Source organism: Streptomyces sp. NPDC047072 (assembly GCF_040643855.1).
Taxonomy (GTDB): domain Bacteria; phylum Actinomycetota; class Actinomycetes; order Streptomycetales; family Streptomycetaceae; genus Streptomyces.
Genome location: NZ_JBEYVC010000084.1, coordinates 1 through 20,188, shown reverse-complemented (window position 1 = coordinate 20,188; position 20,188 = coordinate 1). Strand labels below are relative to the sequence as shown.

16 protein-coding genes are annotated in these 20,188 nt (G+C 71.3%); 6 read left to right on the top strand and 10 right to left on the bottom strand.

Annotation, left to right across the window (positions count from 1 at the left end):
• The first annotated feature begins 726 nt into the window (after positions 1-726).
• From ABZ896_RS30060 to ABZ896_RS30040, 5 genes are read left to right on the top strand one after another with little or no spacing between them, the layout of a single operon-like run.
• Positions 727-2,019: a sugar ABC transporter substrate-binding protein gene (locus ABZ896_RS30060; RefSeq protein WP_360935976.1), complete on the top strand. Its 1,293-nt coding sequence runs from the start codon at positions 727-729 to the stop codon at positions 2,017-2,019.
• A gap of 6 nt (positions 2,020-2,025) precedes the next feature.
• Positions 2,026-3,006 carry a sugar ABC transporter permease gene (locus ABZ896_RS30055; RefSeq protein ID WP_360935974.1) on the top strand — a complete coding sequence of 327 codons (981 nt, stop codon included), beginning with the start codon at positions 2,026-2,028 and terminating at the stop codon, positions 3,004-3,006.
• Positions 3,006-3,902, top strand: a complete 897-nt coding sequence (locus ABZ896_RS30050) for a carbohydrate ABC transporter permease (RefSeq protein WP_360935972.1) — start codon at positions 3,006-3,008, stop codon at positions 3,900-3,902. The genes ABZ896_RS30055 and ABZ896_RS30050 overlap by 1 nt, the downstream gene beginning before the upstream one ends.
• On the top strand, positions 3,899-6,436 hold the full coding sequence (locus tag ABZ896_RS30045) for a beta-galactosidase (protein WP_360935970.1): 2,538 nt from the start codon (positions 3,899-3,901) through the stop codon (positions 6,434-6,436). Before ABZ896_RS30050 ends, ABZ896_RS30045 begins: the two co-directional genes overlap by 4 nt.
• A gap of 10 nt (positions 6,437-6,446) precedes the next feature.
• Positions 6,447-7,679, top strand: coding sequence for an ROK family protein (locus ABZ896_RS30040; RefSeq protein WP_360935968.1), 1,233 nt, complete (start codon positions 6,447-6,449; stop codon positions 7,677-7,679).
• Between the two features lie 17 nt (positions 7,680-7,696).
• Here the strand turns inward: ABZ896_RS30040 and ABZ896_RS30035 are convergent, their stop codons facing one another.
• The gene (locus tag ABZ896_RS30035; RefSeq protein WP_360935966.1) at positions 7,697-9,505 is read right to left on the bottom strand and encodes a bifunctional metallophosphatase/5'-nucleotidase; all 1,809 of its coding nucleotides are present in this window, start codon (positions 9,503-9,505) and stop codon (positions 7,697-7,699) included.
• A 155-nt stretch (positions 9,506-9,660) separates the two neighbouring features.
• On the opposite strand from ABZ896_RS30035, the gene mshD reads away from it, so the two are divergent.
• A complete protein-coding gene (mshD, locus tag ABZ896_RS30030) occupies positions 9,661-10,587 on the top strand; it encodes a mycothiol synthase (protein WP_360935964.1) in 927 nt (308 codons plus the stop codon).
• A gap of 4 nt (positions 10,588-10,591) precedes the next feature.
• On the opposite strand, the gene ABZ896_RS30025 is transcribed toward mshD, so the two are convergent.
• The 9 genes from ABZ896_RS30025 to ABZ896_RS29985 all read right to left on the bottom strand — a co-directional run bounded on the left by ABZ896_RS30025 (position 10,592) and on the right by ABZ896_RS29985 (position 20,094).
• Positions 10,592-13,402, bottom strand: a complete 2,811-nt coding sequence (locus ABZ896_RS30025; RefSeq protein ID WP_360935962.1) for a type VII secretion system-associated protein — start codon at positions 13,400-13,402, stop codon at positions 10,592-10,594.
• Positions 13,399-13,809 carry a hypothetical protein gene (locus ABZ896_RS30020; protein ID WP_360935960.1) on the bottom strand — a complete coding sequence of 137 codons (411 nt, stop codon included), beginning with the start codon at positions 13,807-13,809 and terminating at the stop codon, positions 13,399-13,401. Before ABZ896_RS30020 ends, ABZ896_RS30025 begins: the two co-directional genes overlap by 4 nt.
• A complete protein-coding gene (locus tag ABZ896_RS30015; RefSeq protein ID WP_360935958.1) occupies positions 13,806-15,566 on the bottom strand; it encodes a putative T7SS-secreted protein in 1,761 nt (586 codons plus the stop codon). The genes ABZ896_RS30020 and ABZ896_RS30015 overlap by 4 nt, the downstream gene beginning before the upstream one ends.
• Complete coding sequence (locus ABZ896_RS30010; RefSeq protein WP_360935956.1) at positions 15,566-16,174, bottom strand: hypothetical protein; 609 nt, start codon at positions 16,172-16,174, stop codon at positions 15,566-15,568. The genes ABZ896_RS30015 and ABZ896_RS30010 overlap by 1 nt, the downstream gene beginning before the upstream one ends.
• On the bottom strand, positions 16,171-16,653 hold the full coding sequence (locus tag ABZ896_RS30005) for an SseB family protein (RefSeq protein WP_360935954.1): 483 nt from the start codon (positions 16,651-16,653) through the stop codon (positions 16,171-16,173). The genes ABZ896_RS30010 and ABZ896_RS30005 overlap by 4 nt, the downstream gene beginning before the upstream one ends.
• Before the next feature lie 133 nt (positions 16,654-16,786).
• Positions 16,787-17,509, bottom strand: coding sequence for an ABC transporter (locus tag ABZ896_RS30000; RefSeq protein ID WP_360936026.1), 723 nt, complete (start codon positions 17,507-17,509; stop codon positions 16,787-16,789).
• A gap of 37 nt (positions 17,510-17,546) precedes the next feature.
• Complete coding sequence (locus ABZ896_RS29995) at positions 17,547-19,082, bottom strand: ABC transporter permease (protein ID WP_360935952.1); 1,536 nt, start codon at positions 19,080-19,082, stop codon at positions 17,547-17,549.
• Entirely contained in the window at positions 19,079-19,942 is an 864-nt protein-coding gene (locus ABZ896_RS29990; RefSeq protein WP_360935950.1) for an ABC transporter ATP-binding protein, read from the bottom strand. Before ABZ896_RS29990 ends, ABZ896_RS29995 begins: the two co-directional genes overlap by 4 nt.
• Positions 19,939-20,094 (bottom strand): hypothetical protein, encoded by a 156-nt coding sequence (locus ABZ896_RS29985; RefSeq protein ID WP_360935948.1) that lies wholly within the window; start codon positions 20,092-20,094, stop codon positions 19,939-19,941. Before ABZ896_RS29985 ends, ABZ896_RS29990 begins: the two co-directional genes overlap by 4 nt.
• Positions 20,095-20,188: the final 94 nt, after the last annotated feature.

The window sequence follows — 20,188 nt, the reverse complement described above, 5'->3', positions numbered from 1 at the left end:
CTTCTTGGGGGCCGGCGCGGGCTTGCGGGTCTTCTTGACGGGGGCGATCTTGTGGAAGCTCATGTCTGTGTCCCTCTCTGTCGTGATTCTGCAACAGTTCCTCTACCGATCCGCTGCAATCACCCTTGAATAATTTTGATTTACGTCAGTAAATTCTGTGTCAGCCCTTGTGGGCGACCGGCCGGCGCTTCGGGGCGACCTTCTTCGGCGCCTTCTTCCTGGGGACCGGGGCGGGCTTGGCGGCCTTCTTGACAGGGGCGATCTTGTGGAAGCTCATGGTTCGTTTCTCCTTGTCAGTGCTGGTTGGCGACGGGGCGGCGCTTCGGGGCGGCCTTCTTCGGCTGCGCCTTCTTGGGGGCCGGGGCGGGCTTGCGGGCCTTCTTCACCGGGGCGATCTTGTGGAAGCTCATCTCGTTCTCCTTTGCGTCTGCGTCGTTCGCTGTCGACATGGAAAACACTACGGCATTCCTGCGGCCGAAAAAGCCAATTCGCCTTGGAAGTCAATAAGACTGAGTGAGAGTTGCCTCTGAAAATAAATTCTCAGGACACCCGTGGAACCGAACCCCGGCTCACACAGGGCTTAATACGGACCAACCCGGCCAACATGGGCGCGCGGCGCCCGAGGCTCCCCGAAACATGCACGGAACAGGGGGTTGTCGTGGGATTTAACGAGGGTTAGTTTAACCGTCACTCGAAGCCCCACCCACTCCCAGCAGGGGTACAGCCATGCCAGTTGACAAGCTTCAGGTGTCCCGCCGAGGTTTTCTCGGCCTCGGTGTCGCGGCCGCCGGTGCCATCACCCTGACCGCATGCGGTTCCAGCAGCAGCGGCTCCGGCTCCGGCCCGCTTCTGATGACCGTCTGGGGCGGTGACACCGACCGCAAGACGTACCAGGCCCGTATCGACCTGCTGGTCAAGAAGTACCCGGACCTCAAGGTCAAGCTCCAGCTGATCCCGAACGACTCGTACCCGCAGAAGGTCCAGACGATGATCGCCGGCGGCAACGGGCCGGACATCATGCAGGTCGCCGAGAGCGTCAACACGTACTCCAGCAAGGGCCAGTTGCTCGCCCTCGACGACCTCGCCAAGGCGGCGAAGCTCGACCCCGAGCAGCGCTTCGGCCCGGTCGGCACGCTGTACTCGTACGAGGAGAAGCTGTACGCGATCCCGGACCGCTCCGGCGCGGTGACCGTGTTCTACAACAAGGACATGTTCGACAAGAAGGGCATCAAGGCCCCCACCGCGGACTGGACCTGGGACGACGCCCTCGCCGCGTTCAAGGAGCTGACGGTCCCCGGCAAGGTGTGGGGCTACAGCGGTGCCGAATGGTGGCCGCAGTGGTGGAGCCTCGCCTACCAGAACGGCGGCACCATCATCGACGCCAACGGCCGGCCCGCCGTCGACAGCGACGCCGTGGTCGAGGCGCTCCAGTGGGCGGGCGACCTGGTCTTCAAGCACAAGGTCGTCCCCAGCAAGGCCGACTACGCCGACATGGGCCCCGACATCGGCGGCGACCAGGCCTTCCCGAACCAGAAGGTCGCCACGCACGCCAACGGCTTCTGGGTCATGGGCGGCCTGACGGACGCGAAGTTCGCCTGGGACATCGCGCCGATGTGGCGCGGCAAGAAGCAGGCCGTGTCGGCGTTCGGCAGCGGTCTCGCGATCTCCCGCACCTCCAAGCAGCGCGACAACGCCTTCAAGGCGATCGACTTCCTCACCTCCCCCGCGGCGCAGACGGAGATCATCTCCTCCGGCCAGGACGTGCCGGCCAACCTGGAGGTGCAGAAGAGCCAGGCGTTCCTCAAGCCGTCCTGGATGAAGACGGACGTCGACATGAGCGTCTTCGCCGAGTCGAGCGCGTTCGTCTTCCGTGCCCCGTTCATCCCCGAGTGGCAGGAGATGACCGACACCATCTCCAACGGGCTCGCGGACTTCTGGCTCGGCAAGGAGCGCAGCGCCAAGAAGGCGCTGACGGCCGTACAGAAGGACCTGGAAGCCCTCATCAAGTCCGGGTCATGACCGGCGATGGCGACCACGACCGCACCGACCCCGCCGCCTGAAGCGCCGGCGGCCGCCAAGAGCTCCGCCCCGCCGAAGAAGCCGAAGCTCTCCAAGCGGCGGCGGCGTGAGGCGCTCTCCTTCTACCTGTTCGTCTCGCCGTGGATCATCGGCTTCCTGGTCTTCCTGCTGGGGCCGATGATCGCGTCGATCTACTACTCCCTGACCGACTGGGACTCCTTCACCCCGCCCCAGTGGGTCGGCTTCCAGAACTACACCAAGCTCCTCACGGACGACCCGGTGTTCTGGAAGGCCCTGTGGAACACCCTCTACTACGCGGCGATCTCGGTCCCGCTCGGCCTGGTGGTCGGCCTGTGGCTGGCGAACCTGCTCAACAAGCAGATCCGCGCCCGCAAGCTGTTCCGCACCCTGATCTACCTGCCGACGCTGATCCCGCTGGTCGCCACCGCGATGATCTTCCGAATGGTGCTCGCTCCGAACGGCCCGCTCAACGACTTCCTCGGACTGTTCGGCGTCTCGGGCCCCAACTGGCTGTACGACGGCCCCTGGGTGAAACCCGCCCTGATCCTGATGTCGACGTGGGGCGCGGGCGCAGCGACCGTGCTGCTGCTCGCCGCGATGAAGGGCATCCCGCGTGAGCTGTACGAGGCGGCCGAGGTCGACGGCGCGAGCGCGATGCGGCAGTTCTGGAGCATCACGCTGCCGCATCTGACGCCCATCATCTTCTTCAACCTGATCATGGGCCTGATCGGCGCGTTCCAGGTGTTCTCGCAGGTCTACATCCTGGTCTCGAAGGGCAAGAACCCCGCCGGCTACGACGCGGCCCAGACGATGGTGCCGTTCCTCTTCGACCAGGCGTTCAGCTACTACCACATGGGCTACGCCTCGGCGATCTCCTGGCTGCTGTTCCTGGTGATCCTCGTCTTCACGGTGATCGCCTTCCGCACCACCCGGCGCTGGGTGTTCTACGAGACCGAGGTGAAGTGATGGCGACCCTCGCCACCCCCCTGCGCAGGAAGAGCCAAGAGGCCCCCGCCGTACGGGCGTTCCGCGCGACCCCGTTCACCTACGGCACCCTGCTGATCGTCGCGGCGGTCCTGACCACCCCGTTGGTCTTCGTCGGCTCGATCGCCCTGTCCAGCGACGCCACCGTGAACTCCGGCGGGTTCACGGTCATCCCGCGCGAGTTCCACTGGGACAACTTCTCGCGGGTGTTCAGCACCGACCTGCCGATGGGCAGCTTCCTGCTCAACTCGGTGCTCATCTCGCTGTTCTCGGTGGTGGGGCAGGTCCTCTCCAGCGGCCTGGTCGGCTACGCCTTCGCCCGCCTGAGGGCGCCCGGCAAGAACACGATGTTCCTCATCGTCATCGCGACGATGATGATCCCCACGCAGATCACGATGATCCCCCAGTTCATCCTCTTCCGGGACCTGGGCTGGGTGAACACCTTCCTGCCGCTGATCGTGCCGAACTTCTTCTCCAACGCCTTCAACGTCTTCCTGGTACGGCAGTTCGTCTCCCGGCTGCCCAGCCAGCTCGACGAGGCCGCGATGATGGACGGCCTGGGCTTCTTCGGCATCTACCGGCGGATCATGTTCCCGATGCTCAGGCCGGTCCTGATCGCCATCGGCATCTTCACCCTCACCCACACCTGGGGCGACTTCATGGGCCCCCTGATCTACCTCAACGACGAGTCGAAGATGCCGCTCGCGCTGGGCGTGCAGTACATCACCGCCACCTCGCAGGCGGGCCAGGCGCCGCCCTGGAACCTGGTGATGGTCGGCTCGATCATGCTCGCGGTGCCGATGATCCTCGTCTACTACCTGGGCCAGAAGTACCTGTACGAGATGGACATCAGCGGCGGAAGCGCGGGAGTGAAGTGACCACCATCCATGTGGACGGCCGGGCGGTGTGGATCGACGGCCGTCCCCGCACCCTGCTGTGCGCCTCGCTCTTCTACTTCCGCCTCCCCCGGGAGCAGTGGCGCGAGCGCCTGGCCCAGGTACGGGCCTCGGGGTACACCTGCGTCGACGTCTATCTCCCGTGGAACTTCCACGAGTTGGCACCCGGCCGGTGGGACTTCGAGGGCCGCCGGGACGTCGCCGCCTTCCTCGACCTCGCGCGCGAAGAGGGGTTGTACGTCATCGCCCGCCCGGGCCCGTACATCTGCTCCGAGTGGGACGGCGGCGCGCTTCCCGCCTGGCTGGGCCTGGGCCCTGAGCTGAGGGTCCGTCAGAACGAGCCCCGCTATCTGGCGCAGGTCACCGCCTGGTTCGACCGGGTGCTGCCGATCCTGGCCGAGCGCCAACTCCCGGCGGGCGGACCGGTGATCATGGTGCAGCTGGAGAACGAGCTGGACTTCTTCGACTGCGAGGACCGCGCCGGCTACCTAACTCACCTACGGGACACGGCGGTTCGGCACGGCATCACCGTCCCGCTGATCGCCTGCTCCGGCCAGGGCGACCTCCCCGGCGCCACCGGGGACGTCGAAGGGGTCGTACCGGCGAGCAACTTCTACCCGGACGACGACTCCCCGGACATCGAGCCCGAAGTACGGCGCTACGCCGACCTGGTGGCCGAGCGGGGCGTACCGCTGCTGGTCACCGAGACCAACCGCCGCCACCGCACGCTACGGCGACTGCTGGCGAGCGGCGCCAAGCTGATCGCGCCCTATCTCCAGTCCTCCGGCTGGAACTTCGGGTACACCCCGTCGAGCGGCAACTGGGGTCGGCCGGGCAACTTCATGAGCCACGGTTACGACTTCGGCGGCTACGTCTCCTCGACCGGCCTGGAGCGCCCGGAGTACGCGGAGGCGCGGGTGCTGTCCCGGGTCGTGGAAGCGTGGGGGCCCCAACTGGCCCTGGCGACAACGGTGTCGTACGGCGGAGTCGACTGCGACTTTCCCACCAGCTCGTCTCTGTCAGCTCTGGAGCTGGACGGGGGTGGGCGGTTGGTGGCCGTACCGCACCTCGGTGATGCGCTGGGCACGGCGGCCTTGGGGGGTGTGCCGGTCGCGGTCGCGCCGGGGTCGTGCCCGCTGATGGCTCTGGATGTGCCCCTCGGTGGTGCGACTCTGGACCTCGCCTCGGCGGACCTCGTGGCGCGGGCGGACGGGGTGCTGGTGTTCTCCTCCGACGTGCCGGTGACCGTCGTACTCGACGGGACTCGGGCGGAGGTCCCGGTGTCCGGGCGGGAGACGGTGGGCGGAGTGATCCTGGTGGTGCTGCCGTCGGCCGAGGCGGCGCGGCTGCGGTCGGTGGACGACGGCACGGTCCACTTGGCGGATGCCGTCGCACAGCCCGACGTACCGGAACCAGTCGCCGTGCGCGAGGTGCGAAGGCGGGTCGAGGCCGCCCCCGAGGAGACCGCCGGACTGCACCAACTGCCGCCCACGCTGGAGTCGTTGGGCGTGTACCGCGGCCGGGGCGCCTACCGCACCACCACCGACCTGACCGGCGTCGACGAACTCCTGCTCAGCGACGCCGCCGACATCGTCGACCTGTCCGTCGCGGGCCGGGCGCTGCCGACCGTCGCCGGGTTCGGCGCGGCGCACCGCGTCGACGTCCGGGATGTGACGGGCGAGGTCGCGGTCGAGGCCGTCGTGGAGATCTGGGGTCACGCCAACTTCGACGACGCCCGGCTGCCCGCCCTGCGCCTGGGCGCCCTGCGCGGCCTCGGCACGCTGTGGACGGTGCGGTCGGTCACGGACGTGTCCGCCCTGTGGACCGTGCACGACCACTGGTCGGGCGAACCGGCACCGCTGCGCACGCTCGGCGGCTGGAGCAGCACCCGCGTCGGCGTCCCGGTCACCTACCGCCGTACGGTCCACTCGCCCACCCCGTCCGCCCTGCACGTGCACGGTGTCCTCGCCCCGCTGCGGGTGAGCGTGGACGGCGGCGCGCCGGAGACCGTGCACACCGAGAACCCCTGGGTGCAACTGCCCGCCGGTGCCCATGAGTTGGCGGTCACCTTCCCGCACCACCCGAGCGGACCCGGCCTGCGCGCCGAACTCCTCGCCCTGGACGCCGTATCCGACTGGTCGTGCGCGACCCAGGACGACGGGCTGCTGACGGCGTTCGCCGCGCGGGACGACCTCGCGGGAGAGGCCGTACGGCTGCCGCTGGCGCTGAAGCCGGGCGAGGAGGCGTGGCTCGACGTGGACCTGCCGCCGTCACCTTCGCCGTACGGTCTCCTCGTCCGGCTGGACGCCACCCAGGTCCGGGTGACCGGCTGGGCCGGCGGCGAGTGCGTGGGGCGCGTCTGGGCCGGTGAGCGGCCCGAGTTCTCGGGCGGAGACCCCGACTCCCTCTGGATTCCGCCGGGTTGGCGAGGTCTGACCCTCTTCGTCCAGGGAATCGAGGGGAGCGCTCCCCCCGAGATCCGTACGCTGTGGGCGGGAGTTCCGACGACCGACTGAGGGGGAGACGGTGGCCCGGCACTCGGCCCGTGACGTGCGCAGCGAGAACCGCTTCGAGGTACTCCACGCCCTGTTCGACCTCGGCCCGTCCTCCCGTCAGGAACTCGCCCGGCACACCGGGCTCAGCCAGGCCACCGTCACCACGCTGGCCGGCGAGTTCCTGGCGGAGGACGTGCTGCGCATCGCCGCCGTGGAGCGCAAGAGGGTGGGACGGCCGTACGAACGGCTCACCATCAACCCCGACCGCGGCCGGATCATCGGCGTCGACGTCGCCGAGACCTACGTCGACGCCACGGTGTACGACCTCGCGCTCGGTGTGCTCGGCCGGCACGAGGTCGCGCTCGACGAGGACCAGAACGACCAGGCGTACGTCGTCGACGGCATCGCCGCCGCGATCGGTACGGCCCTCGCGGCGAGCGGCACCGGGCGCGAGCGGATCGTCGGCGTCGGGGTCAGCATGCCGGGCCATGTCCAGCACGACTGCGGGGTCTCCGTCTTCGCGCCCAACTGGAACTGGCACGACGTCCGCATCGAGGAACTCCTCGCCGGACGGCTGGAGTTACCGCTGTACGTGGACAACCCGCTCAAGGCGGCGATCCTCGCGGAGATGTGGTTCGGCGCCGGACGTGTCGTCGACAGCATGGCCGTGGTCAACATCGGCACCGGCGCGGGCGCCGGGATCGCCCTGGAGGGCACCCTCGTGCGGGGCGCCACCAACAACGCGGGCGAATGGGGGCACACGCTCCTCGCCCTGGACGGCCGTCCGTGCCGCTGCGGGCGACAGGGCTGCGTCGAGGCGTACGTCGGCGCGCCCGGTCTGGAGACGACGCTCGCCGAGATCGACCCGTCCCATCCGGCGCTCGGGCAGCCCGGGCAGCGGGACTTCGTCGCGACCCTCGCCGTAGGGCTGGCCGCCGGGGACCCGGTACTGCGGGAACTGCTCCGACGCACCGGCCGCCATCTCGCCGCCGCCCTCGGCGACTTGGTCAACCTGCTCAACGTGCCGACGGTGACCCTCACCGGCTGGCTGCCGAAGGCGCTCGCCGAGTGGCTGCTCCCCGCGGTGCGCGAGGAGCTGCCCCACCACGTCCTGCCGGGCTCCCTGCCGGGGTTGACCGTCGACATCTCAGAAGTCCCCGGCAACGCCGTGTCGTTGGGGATGGCGGCGTTCACGCTGGAGCAGTTCCTCAACCGGCTGGGGCTCGCGAGTCCGGCGGGGACCCGGCCCCAGCCGGTGGGATGACCTGCTCCTCCTGGCTTCTACTGCGTGATCGTGATCCGGTTGGTCACCGGCGGCGCGATCGGGCTGGTGGCCGAGGAGTTGGCCGTCAGGTACTGCTCAAGGGCTGCCAGGTCGTCGCCGCCCACGAGGTCGTTGGTGCCCTGGCCCAGCGTGGTGAAGCCGTCGCCGCCGCCCGCGAGGAAGCTGTTCGTCGCGATGCGGTAGGTGGCGGCCGGGTCGACGGCCGTGCCGTTCACCTTGATCGAGTCCGTGACGACCCGGTCGGCGCCGGTCTTCGTCAGGTCCAGGGTGTACGTCAGGTTCGCCGACGGCTGGAGGATCTTCGGCGAGGCCGTGTTGCTGCCGCTGACCTGCTCCTTGAGCACCTGGATCAGCTGGGCGCCGGTGAAGTCCTGGAGGTTCACGGTGTTGGAGAACGGCTGCACGGTGAAGCCCTCGGCGTAGGTCACCACGCCGTCGCCCTCGGTGCCCTTGGCCGCGTAGGTCAGGCCCGCCCGGACCCCGCCCGGGTTCATCAGCGCGAGGTCGGTCTCGGCGTCGAGGCCCTTGCCGTACGCGAGTTGGGCGTCCGCGATCAGGTCACCCATGGGCGACTCGGTGCCGGTGCTCGGGATGTCGGCGGAGATGTAGCCGATCGCGCGGTTGCCGATGGGCGCCGCGAGGGTGTTCCACCTGCTGATCAGCTCGGTCATGTCCGGCGCCTTGGCGACGGTCCGGGTGACCACGTGGTTCGCCGAAGTGGGCGACTTCACCGTCGTACGCGCGATGTCGCCGGTGAAGCGGTCGTACGTCAGCGTGGTGTCCGTGTACAGCCGGCCGAAGGAGGCGGCCGAGGTGACCATGCGGGGGTTGCCCGCCGGGTCCGGGATCGTGCAGACGTACGCGGCGTGCGTGTGGCCGGTGACCAGCGCGTCCACCGACGGGGAGATGTTCTTCGCGATGTCCACGATCGGGCCGGAGATGCCGTCACCGGCGCCCGGGGAGTCGCAGTCGTAGTTGTACGCGCCCGACGCGGGCTGTCCGCCCTCGTGGATGAGCGCCACGATCGACTTCACGCCCTGGCGCTGGAGCACCTTGGCGTACTTGTTGATCGTCTCGACCTCGTCCTTGAACTTCAGGCCCTTGACACCCTCGGCGGAGACCACACCCGGGGTGTCCTCCAGCGTCACGCCGATGAAGCCGATCTTGACGTCCTTCTTCTGCCACACCCAGTACGGCGCGAGGATCGGCTTGCCGGTCTTCTCGTCCAGGACGTTCGCCGCGAGGTAGGGGAAGTCGGCGCCCTTGAACTTCTTGTCCGTGTAGCAGCCGGCGGTGGGGTGACAGCCGCCGTTCTGCAGCCGGCCCAGTTCCTTGGCGCCCTCGTCGAACTCGTGGTTGCCGACGCTCGTCACATCCAGGTCGAGCTTGTTCAGCGCCTCGATGGTGGGCTCGTCGTGGAAGAGGCCCGAGATCAGCGGGGAGGCGCCGACCATGTCGCCGCCGGCCGCGGTGATGGAGTACTTCTGGCCCTCGCGGGCCTGGCGCAGATGGGTGGCGAGGTACTCGACACCACCGGCGTCGATCGTCTTCGTCGTCCCGTCCGCCTGGAGCTCGGTGACCCGGCCGGAGGAGCCGGACGGCGGCTCCAGATTGCCGTGCAGGTCGTTGAAGGACAGCAGCTGCACGTCCTGGTAGCGGCTCGGCAGCGGCTTGCCGTGCTGCACGTCGTGCGCGTCGGCGGGCAGCGCGGCGGCGAGGGCACCGGCGGTGGCGAGCGTGGCGGTGGCGGCCACCAGACGGTACGTCCGTCTGCGGCGCGGGTGTGACTGGGATACGGCTGGCATACGCCCCCCTGAGTTCCGGGTGTGAAGTGAGGTGATGTGGGCCCCGTCCCGGCGCAGCCTAAGGTCAACGCGCGTAGCGCGACAGAGGTTTCGTGGTTACATCCTGGTTGCTTCTTTGCCGCCACTTTGCCCGGACCTCCCCTTACCCTCGACGCATGACCAGCGACGACATCGCACGCCCCGCCATCTCCCGCTCCATCGAGACCACTTCGGCCCTCTCCCCGCAGCAGACCGAGGCCGTGCTCGCGATCATCACCGAGGCCGCGCGCGTGGACGGTCAGCAGGCGGTGTCCGAGCAGGGCCGGCTCCAGCTGCGCGGCGGCCCCCGGGACGGCGTGTCCCATCTGCTTCTCCACGTCGGTGCCGAACTGGTCGGCTATGCCCAGCTGGAGGACACCGACCCGGTCGAGGCACCGGCCGCGGAACTCGTCGTCCACCCCGACCACCGCACCCACGGCCACGGCCGCGCGCTCGGCGCCGCCCTGCTCGCCGCCTCCGGCAAGCGGCTGCGGGTGTGGGCCCACGGCGGCCACTCCGCGGCCCGGCATCTGGCGCAGGTCCTCGGGCTGACGCTCTTCCGGGAGCTACGGCAGATGCGGCGCCCGTTGACCGGTCTGGAGCTGCCCGAGCCGGTGCTGCCGCTCGGTGTGACCGTGCGGACCTTCGTGCCGGGCGAGGACGACGCGGCCTGGCTCGCCGTGAACGCGGCCGCCTTCGCCCATCACCCCGAGCAGGGCTCCCTGACCCAGCGCGACCTCGACGACCGCAAGGCCGAGCCCTGGTTCGACCCCGCGGGCTTCTTCCTCGCCTTCCGCGGCGACGAACTCATCGGCTTCCACTGGACGAAGGTCCACGCGGCGGAGGGCCTCGGCGAGGTCTACGTCGTCGGCGTGAAGCCGGGCGCACAGGGCGGGGGCCTGGGCAAGGCGCTCACGACGACGGGCCTGCGGCACCTGGCGGCGCAGGGGGTTCCCACGTCGATGCTGTACGTGGACGCCGACAACAAGGCGGCGGTCTCGGTCTACGAACGCCTCGGCTTCACCACGTACGAGACGGACCTGATGTACCGCACCGAGACGTGACGGATCAGTCGGCGGCTCCGGGGGCCTCGCGCGCGAGCCGGCTCTTCAGTCGCTGGTCCTCCGGTGTGGTGGTCAGGGCCGTCTCCAGGGCGGCGCGCGCCCGTGCCGGGTCGCCGGCCTCCAGGTGGTGGGCGGACAGGGCCAGCGCCACGTCTCCCACCAGCAGGGACAGCCGGGTCTCGGCGATGTCGTGGGCGAGCCAGGTGTAGCGGCCCTGCGGGCGGTCGGCGAGCAGGGGGCCGCGGGCCAGTGCCAGGGCGTCGCCGAGCAGACGCTCCCGTAGCCGTGCGTCACCCGAACCGCTGCCCGCGGTGGCCTCGTGGTGGAGCGTGCGCAGTACGTCGAGGTCGCTGACGACGGAGGGGGCGAGGGTCAGCCGCCCGGTGCCGTCGACGCGGAGGCGCGGGGTTCCGTCGGGGTCGGTTCCCAGCCAGGTGCGCAGGCGGGCCACGAAGGCGTCCCGGACGTCCTCGGTCACGCCACGGGGCCACAGACCGCGGGCCAGGACGCGCGGGTGCACTCCCTCGCGGTGGAGCAGGAGCATCGCCAGCGCCTCCCGGAGCAGCGGGCCGTGCTCGGTGTCGGAGGTGTCGAGGCCGATGATCTCGTAGGCGCCGACCAGCCGTGCGTACACCGCGGGTTGTCCACTGGGCGTCAGGTCGACCCGGAACGGCGGGGGGCCGCCGGCGTCGGGCACGGCGTCCGTGAAGAGCCGGACCACGGCGTCGTAACGCTCCCGCGGCAGGAGCTGTGCCTGGAGGTCCAGGCCGAGCGACGGGGCGAGGAGGCGTCCGTCGGGGGTGACGTCGAGTTTCCAGAAGGCGCCGGGCAGACCGCCGTCGGTGGTGGCGGCGGTGGCGGCCAGGTAGCCGATGCCCAACCGGCCGGAATCCACGGCGAGTTCGGCGAGTCTCGCCGCCTGCTCCTCGCTCGGCGGGGCGGCGAGCAGCACGAGGTGGGGTTCCCATGAGGTGTCCCCGGACCGGCCGGTGCGCCCGGTGAGCACCGAGTCGTGGCCTGCCGTGGCGAGGGCGTCGCGGCGCCGGACGGTCTCGGCCTCCATGGTTGCCAGCAGTTCGTCGAGGTCGTCGACCCGGCGGACCCGGGTGGGGGCCGCCCGCTCGGCGAGTTCCGCGTCGAGGCCCACGAGGGTGAGGGTCATCCGGTCCGCCCAGGCGCTGGTGGCGAGTTCCGCGGCGACCGAGGCGAGGACGGCCGTCCGGTCCGCCTCGGCGCCGGTCAGCGCGACGAGTCCGGGCAGGGCTTCGAGGTTCAGCAGCAGCCGCGCCCGGCCGTGGGTGCCGAGGCTGACCAGGCCGGGGTAGGGGGCGGCGGTGTCCGTCTCGTGCACCGGGACGTCGGCAAGCCGGATCCGCCAGAACGTGTCGTTCCGGTCGGGCTGCCACGGCGCCGGGGGCCGCGGCGCCGGCCGGGCGAGCTGAAGGCTGAGCTCGCCGTCGGTGAGCCAGGCGGCGTGCACGGTCGGCAGAGCGCGGGACTCCACGGCCAGCGCGCCGGCCAGCTGCCGCAGGGCACGGTCGAGATCCCGTACGACCTGCGACTCCGCGCCGACCACCAGCGCGTCCCGGATGTCGGCGACGCCCCCGGCCGGCGGCGCGGGCTCCGGGGCACGGCGGCCCTCGGCACCCATGGCCGACTCCCACAGAGCGGTACGGCTCCGCCGGGCGAGCGCAGAGAGCAGACCGGCGGAGAGGAGGGGGGCGTCCAGGAGGGCGGCATCCAGGAGGCGGGCGCCCAGGAGGGCGGCCTCGGGACCGGCGGTCTCGGGAGCGGCGCCCTCGGGACCGGCGGTCTCGATATCGGCGCCCTCGGGACCGGCGCCCTCGGGAGCGGCCTTTTCGGAGTCGGCGTCCTGGGGACCGGCCTTTTCGGGACCGGCGTCCTGGGGACCGGCCCTTTCGGAACCGGCGCTCTCACTACCCGCGTTCTCGATACCGGCGCTCTCGATACCCGCGTTCTCGATACCGGCGATCCCGCTACGGCCGCTCTCCGCACCGGCACTCTCGCTACCGGCGCTCTCCCTACGCATGTCCTCGGCACCGGCACCCTCACGACCAGCGTCCCCCGCACCGGCACCCTCACGACCGGCATCCCCCGCACCGGCACCCTCACGACCGGCATCCCCCGCACCGGCACCCTCACGACCGGCATCCCCCGCACCGGCACCCTCACGACCAGCCTCCCCCGCACCGGCCCTCCCAATGCCGGCGCCTTCCGCACCTGCTGAGTCCCCCGCCCGGGCCCGGCCGCCCGCCCCCGCCGGGATCGTCAGGCTGATGCGGTGGCCGGGGTCGAGGCGGATCGGGAGGCCGGTGGCCGCGAGGTAGTGGCCGGTGGCCTGCCGCCACTGGTGCCGGCCGTCAGGGACGCGGTCGGGGTGGGTGAAGGCCGGGATGTATCGGCCGCCGCCGTCGTCGACCACCGTGTAGAGCCCGTCCCGGCCCTCCTCGGCGAACAGAAGGAGCGTGGCGTCGTAGAAGGTCGTGAGCAGTTCCGCCTCGTCGCAGTAGCCGGTGACGGCCCGCTGCACGACGGCTTCCAGGGCGGAGACCGGTGCGGGGAACTCCAGCGCGACCGGCGAGGGACGGTACTTCGGGTTGGGCGTGAAGGAGACGAGCTGCCCGGCCCGGTCGACGGACCAGCCACCGACGATGCCGTACGGGGGCACCGCACCGCCGGGGTCGAAGAACGGGTCGATCGCGTACACGTAGCCGCCGCGCTGCCGGGCGGCCTGGGCACGCAGGGCCGGGGTGACCGGAGGGACGGCGGGCGCGGATCCGGGCGGAGGGGTCACAGGGTCTGCCAGTACTTCTCGAAAGCGGTCTGGTCGGCGATGGTGGCCAGCGTCTCGCGGGGTGCGGGGTGGAACGTCTGGATACGGTCGGCGCTGGTCAGCGGCGCGACGAGGCTGAGGCGGTACACCAGGAACCCGCCCATGCCCCGGCACATCCCGGAAGGCCAGGTGTCGCGCCGGGAACCGTTGACCCCCAGGAACCACCCCAGGGGTTCGAGCTGCTCACGGACGCGGACGAGCGCCTCGAAGCAGTCGCCCGCCCGGCCGGAGAACCGCCCCCAGGGGCCTTCGGCGGTCACGGTGTAGTCGTGCTCGCGGTCGTCGCCCTCCCAGCGCAGCACGGCGGGGGTCTGCCAGGCACCGTTGAAGGCGAGGATGTCGAAACGGTCGGGAACGAGGCCGCTCATCGGGTCCATCCTTGGGGCAGTCGACTGGCGGGCGGTGGTTCGGGGGCGGGAGTCCGGGGGACGTGCGGCTCGTAGTGGGGGTTCGGCACCCATTCTCCCTTGGTCCCGTCGCGGAAGATCTCCCAGGCTCCCTTGATGTGCTTGCGGTCGATGCCGCCGGCGAAGGCGATCTCCTTGTCGGTGTCCGCGTACTTGTTGTTCGGCAGGGTCTGGTTGACGTCGATCCCGCCGGGGGCGTCGATCTCGTACCGGTAGTCCTTCACCCAGTTCGCGTCCGGGTCCGTGGTGGTGCCCACGAAGGCCGACTTGTGGTTGCCCTCCACATAGCCGAACAGGTCGTTGTTGGACGCGTCCCATGGATGGAAGCCCTGCTCGAAGATCTCCCGGGGATGACGGTTGTCGTTGCGGTACAGCGGTTCGTGGCTCTCCCGCCACACCGGCTGGTGCTCCATGCCGTCGATGTCGATGTCCTTCTCGACGGCGGCGGGCAGGCTGCGCGGGTCGTCCGGGGCCGGTTTCCCGGCCGCCTCGGAGACGTCGTCGACATGCTGGACGGCCCCGGCGGTGTCCTCGGCGAGTTCCTGGCCGACGGTCCTGGTGGATTCCTTGGCTACGGCGCCTTCCAGGCCGTGGGCGACGGACTTGGCGCCGGCCTTGCCCAGGGCGCCCCCGCCGCCGATGAAGTTGGTCGCGAAGGCGCCCATGGCCTGGTTGCGGTCGGTGCTCCAGCCCTCGCCGACCAGGCCCTTGACCAGCTCGGTGGGGTGGTTGGCGGAGTGCACCAGACCGCGGGCGACGCCGGTGAGGTTGGTGGTGTAGTCGGCCGGGTGGGTCAGGTTGTACGGGTCCAGGGGGTTGACCGTGCGGGCCAGGCGCAGCATCCCGGTGCCGGTCTTGATGACGCCGCCCAGCTTGTGCTCGGCGCCGACCAGCTGGTTCTTCAGCGTGTTGCCGAGTTCGCGCTTGAGCCGGTCCAGGCCCTGGGGCTCGGCGGGCGCCTGGTCCGTGCCGCGCGCGAGCTTCTGCGCCAGCTGGGCGCCCTCGCTGTCGCGCTCGCCCCGGGCCGCCTTGAGCAGGTGCTCCGCGGAGTCACGGCCCTCGGCCCCGGGGTCGTGGAACGGTCCCGGCTCCTGCGGAGGCCGCTGCCCGTCCTTGCCGCCGGACAGCCCCGCAACCTGGAACGCGAGGGCCTGCTGGGCGTAGTCGTCGGCCTCGCGCCGGTACTGCGCCTGGGCCGCCTCGGTCTGCCGCCGGGCCTGCCTCCACCGCTCGACCGCCTCGCGGGCCTGCCCCCGCGCCCACTCGACGGTGTGGGCGTAGTGGTCCAGCGCGGCGGCCGCGTCCTCGAAGGAGTCGGCGGCCTTGAGCCAGCGCCTGGGGTGGGTCCGCACCTTGTCGCGGAAGCGGTCGGCGGCCTGTCCGTGCCAGTCCGCGGGATCCATCTTCCGCAGCGCCTGGCCGGTACGTTCGAAGGCGGCGCCCAGCTTCCTCAACTGCCCCGCGGACGCACGGATCCGGCCCGCGTCCCCGTGCACCAGCAGGGCGGGGTCGTCGGTCTCGTCCAGCTCCAACTCACGGGTCCCGGCACCCAGTCGGTCGGCCACCCAGGAGCCGGCTCCGTCGGCCTTGTCCGCCCAGCCGTGGGCGCCCGCCGCGTCGAGCAGCTCCGAGGTGCCGTGGGTGACGGACTGCACCCCGTCGGCGAAGGTGTCGCGCAGGCCCTGGGTGGTGCCGTCCAGGTCGTCGAGGAAGCCCATCACTTGCCCTTCGCCGCGACGCCGGAGTCCTGGCCGTCGTCGTCACCGCCGAAGGGCAGGGCCCCGGCGGCCTTCACCACCCCGATCTCGGTGCCGACCGTGCCGGTCTCGGTGACATCGGTCCAGGTGGCGGAGAGGTTCTTCCGGCTCTCCTCGGAGGCGTTCTCGAAACTCGCCATGGAGTAGTCGGGGTCGTAGGTGTCCGCGGCCTTGGCCCCCACCTGGCCCCAGGACATCTTCTCCGCGTCCTGCGAGGTCAGCGACGGGTCGGCGGTCGCGGACAGCGCGACGTCCTTGAGGACGCCCATGCCGTACTCCTCCGCCTCGTGGTAGTAGCCGGCGTTCAGATCCAGCGTCCCGGCCACGTCGTTGCCCTCGTCCAGGAGCGCCTGGACCTCCCAGCCCCAGCGCCGGGAGAAGTCGTCGAGCCGCTGCGAGGCATCGGAGTGGCCCATCGCGTTCGGCGGCACGGACAGGTCGGAGAAGCCCTGGCCGGTGGTCGCCCCGGTCGCGTCCGTGATCTTCTTCAGCTCGTCCAGCGCGTCGTTGATGCCCTGGGCGACCTGCTTCAGGATCTGCGGGTCGACCCCGTACCCTCCACCGCTCATGACGCGGCCCCCTCTCCCTCGGCGACCGGCTGCCGGTCGAGCGCGATCGCGTCCGGCACGATCCCGGACACCGGCGGCAGGAAGGCGCGGGCGTCGGAGGTCACGTCCACCACGACCCCCATCGGGACCCGGTCCCGCCCCACCCAGGCGGGCAGCATCTCCTGCAGCAGCTCTTCACCGTCCACGGCGAGGTACCGCGCGAACCGGGCCAGTCCCGCGGGCAGTTCGCCCGGCTCGGCGGCCTCCCACTTCTGCTGGAGGAAGGTGTGCATCTCGCGGGTGCCGGTGAACGCGAACACCCAGCGGATGTCCTCCAGATCCGCGGTCCACACGGCGTCCTCACCGAGCAGAGGGAGCAGCAGCTCCGCGCCCCGCACGGCCTCGACCAGCGCCCGCGGGTCCCCTTCACCGCGCGCGAACGCGCCCATCCGGTCCCGCAGTTCGGCCGTCCCGGTCGACGGCCCGCCGTCTCCACCCATCCGGCTGCGCACCCCGCCCGCCTCGACCCGTCACGACTTCAGCGCACACCGGCTTCTCGGCACGAGCACGGTTCCACGGCATGGGCAGGAGAGATTATAGATCGACAACTGCGTTACCGGTGGCGGGAGATCGTCACCCGTCGGACCGGCCGGACAGCGAGGTTTCCCGCCCGAAGACGGGTCTCGGCCGCGTTCCGTTCCGCAACGCCCTTCTTTGCAGGGGCTCCGGCTCGCACGCCGCCCACACCAGCGCCGCCGCCGCGAGCAGCCAGGCCCAGCGGGTGTGGGACGCCTCCCAGCGAGGGTCGCCCGGGGCCACGAGCAGTGACCAGCGGGCCGGTGTCAGCAGGGGGGCGACGACGGCGACCGTCAGGAGGCCCGCCGCGACCGACGGACCCGGCTCGGGTTCGTCGGTGAAGCGGAGGGTGACGGCCGCGCCGGCCAGGGCGAGCGCGGCGACGGCCGCGGCCTCCAGCGTGACCGCGCCGACCGGGGGACGGGCCTGCTCCGGTACGAGGGCCAGCACCGCCGTCCACCACAGCGCGGCGACCGGCAGGACGAGCCCGACCCGCAGCCCCGCCCGCACCCAACGCCGGGCCGGGACGGGCGCGGTGGTGTGCCGGGCCGGGTCGTCCAGCAGAAAGGCCAGCCCCAGCGCGAAGACGAGAGCGGCGGCCCGCAGCAGATTGATGCCGAGCCAGGGGTCCATCGCACCCCCCATCCACCGCACCACTGCGACGACCCCGGCCCCACCGACGGCCCCGACCCCGACCACCCGCCACGGCACACCCCGCGCCACGGCCCAAGCCAACGCCAACGCCCACGCCAACCGCCCGCTCAACCGCCCGCCGCTCACCTCACTCACCTCACTCCTCTCACTCCTCTCGCTCCTCTCACTCCTCCGCACAGTCCTTCGCCCCCTTCGGCACCTCGGTCCCCAGCACCCGCGCCACCTCCGCCGTAGTGACCCCCGGTGCCGTCAGCCGGCTCCAGTGCCGCTTCACCGACGCCGTCACCTGCGCCCGGGGCCGGCCCAGGAGTGCGCGGACCACGTCGGTCTGGGCCGCCGACATGGACACCGGGTCCGTCGGGGCGAGGGCGATCGCCGAGCCGCTGACGCTGTCGTCGAGGCGGACGTTCCGGAGCGTGGCCATCGGGTGCGCGTCGCTCCCCAGGGCCAGCCACATCAGCGTGACCACCCGCCCGTCGCACAGCTCCCCGCCCTTCGACTCGTCCCCCGCCACCAGCACGGCGGCCACTCCGACCGCGAACTCGGGCACCCGGTTGCCGCCCCAGTGCGTCCCGACGCTCGCCTGTCCCGGCGTCGTCGACGGGGAGATCGCCGCGTTGCCGTCGAGGCCGTAGCGCGCCTCGACCCGCTGCCGTACCACCAACGGCCGCTCGGCGGTCGTACCGCCCGCCAGGGACCGCACCCGGTTCACGACACCCGCCCAGTCGTCCACGCGTCCTGTCCACTCGGGAAACGCGCAGTACGTCGAGCCCTCCCGCTGCACACAGGGCAATCGCGGGTTCCCCGACGCCCGCTCCCGCGCGGCGGCGAGCTCCGGCGAGACTCCTCCGGCCTGTCCCACCGCCCCGGCCAGCGTCAGCGCGAGCGCCCCCGCGAGACCGGCCTTCAGCGGCAGCGTCCGGCCCCCGGCGACCAGGATCGCGGCGACGGCCGCCAGCAGGATCAGGCCCGTCAGATACAGCGCGTGCCACGCGGCCGGCCGCCCGATGAGGTCCGAGGGAAGCGTGTCGCTGCTGGTCTCGGTCACGACCGGGGACAGCCAGCGGCTCCACTGCGCCGAGCCCTGCCCGGTGGAGAGGACCGCGTCGAAGACGAAGAGGACGATCACCGCGACCGGTGCCACGAACGTGGTCGGCACCAGCCGGGCGAGCAGCAGTCCGAGCGCCCCGCAGAGCAGGACGTACAGCGGGCCGACGGCCAGCTCGGCCGGCGAGCCGTGGCCGATCGCGCCCGGCCGCAGCGCCTGGGAGGTGAAGTCGGCCAGCACGACCAGCGCGGTGACCACGACGAACGGCACGACGGACAGCAGATGCCCGACCGTGCGCCGCCACGGCTCCATGACCAGCACGTCGAACTGCCGGTCGGTGCCGCGCCGTCGGGAGCGCAGCGCGGCGCGGTTGACGCAGACGAACAGGGCGACCCCGACCAGCATCACCGGCCCGGACTGGGTGGCGCGGTCGGCGTCCTGGAGGGCGGGGTAGCCGTCCGTGCCGTAGTCGCTCCACATCCGCCAGACGGTGTAGGCGAGGTAGATCGCGAACATCGAGAGCACCGGGACGTACCGCAGCAGGTCGCGCGCCTCGAAGCGGGCGAGGGCGAACACGGCGGCCCACGAGCGGCGCGGATCGCCTTCGTCCACGGCGGCGGGACGGGCCGTCGGCTCCACTGCGAGGCTCACGCGGCCGCCACCTCCACCGCGTCGAGGGTGAGCAAGTACCCGTCCTCCAGAGTCGGTTCGAGGAGGTCGGCGCCCTCGGGCGGGTCGCCGACGTTGCGGAAGGAGCCGGTGCCGGTGCGCCAGCCCGCCTTCGCTCCCGGGGCGCGCTCGGTGCTGCTCCAGACCCGGCCGGCGGCGCGGGCGGTCAGCTCGGCGGGGGTGCCCTCGAAGAGGATGCGGCCGTGGGCCATGACGAGGACGCGGTGGCAGAGCATCGCCACGTCCTCCGTCTGGTGCGTGGAGAGCAGGACCGTCCGGCCCTCGCCCGCCTGCGCGATCAACTCCCGGAAGCGCATGCGTTGTTCGGGGTCCAGGCCGACCGTGGGCTCGTCGAGGACGAGGAAACCCGGGTCGCCGACGAGGGCGGCGGCCAGCGCGACCCGCTGCCGCATACCGCCGGACAGCTTCTTGATGCGCTTGCCGCGCACGTCCCCGAGGTCGACCTCCTCCAGCACCCGGCGCACCTCGCGGTGGCGGGCGGTGCGGTCGGTCAGCTCCTTGAGGATCGCCACGTAGTCGACGAAGTCGAAGGCCGTGAAGTCCGGGGGGAAGCCGGGGGTCTGGGGCAGATAGCCGAGCGAGCGGCGGACCTGCTGGCGGCCGCGCGAGCCGGACGGGTCGTGGCCGAGGACCGTGAACGTGCCCCGGTCGGCGGGCGCGGCGGTGGCCAGCACCCTGAGCAGGGTGGTCTTCCCGGCGCCGTTGGGACCGAGCAGCCCGGTGACACCCGGGGTGAGCCGCAGCGACACGTCGTCGAGGGCGCGGGTACCGCCGTAGCGCAGACCGAGCCCGGAGGCGGAGACGGTCGGGGTCGGGGTCATGCGGGGCTCCCCTGGAAGAGGTCGAAGCGGTCGCGGATAAGGAAGAGCAGGCCGGCCGCGAGCGCGGCGACCGCCGCCGAGACGCCCTGGCCGGCCGCGGTGAACGGGGCCAGCGGATCGCCGGCGGCCTGCTGCGCGGAGTGCGCGGCCACGCCAGGATCTGGCCGCGCCGCAGAGTCAGCGACACCCCGTCGACGGCCGGCTTGTCCTTGCCCGGATAGCGGTACACCGCCTCCTGCACCCGGA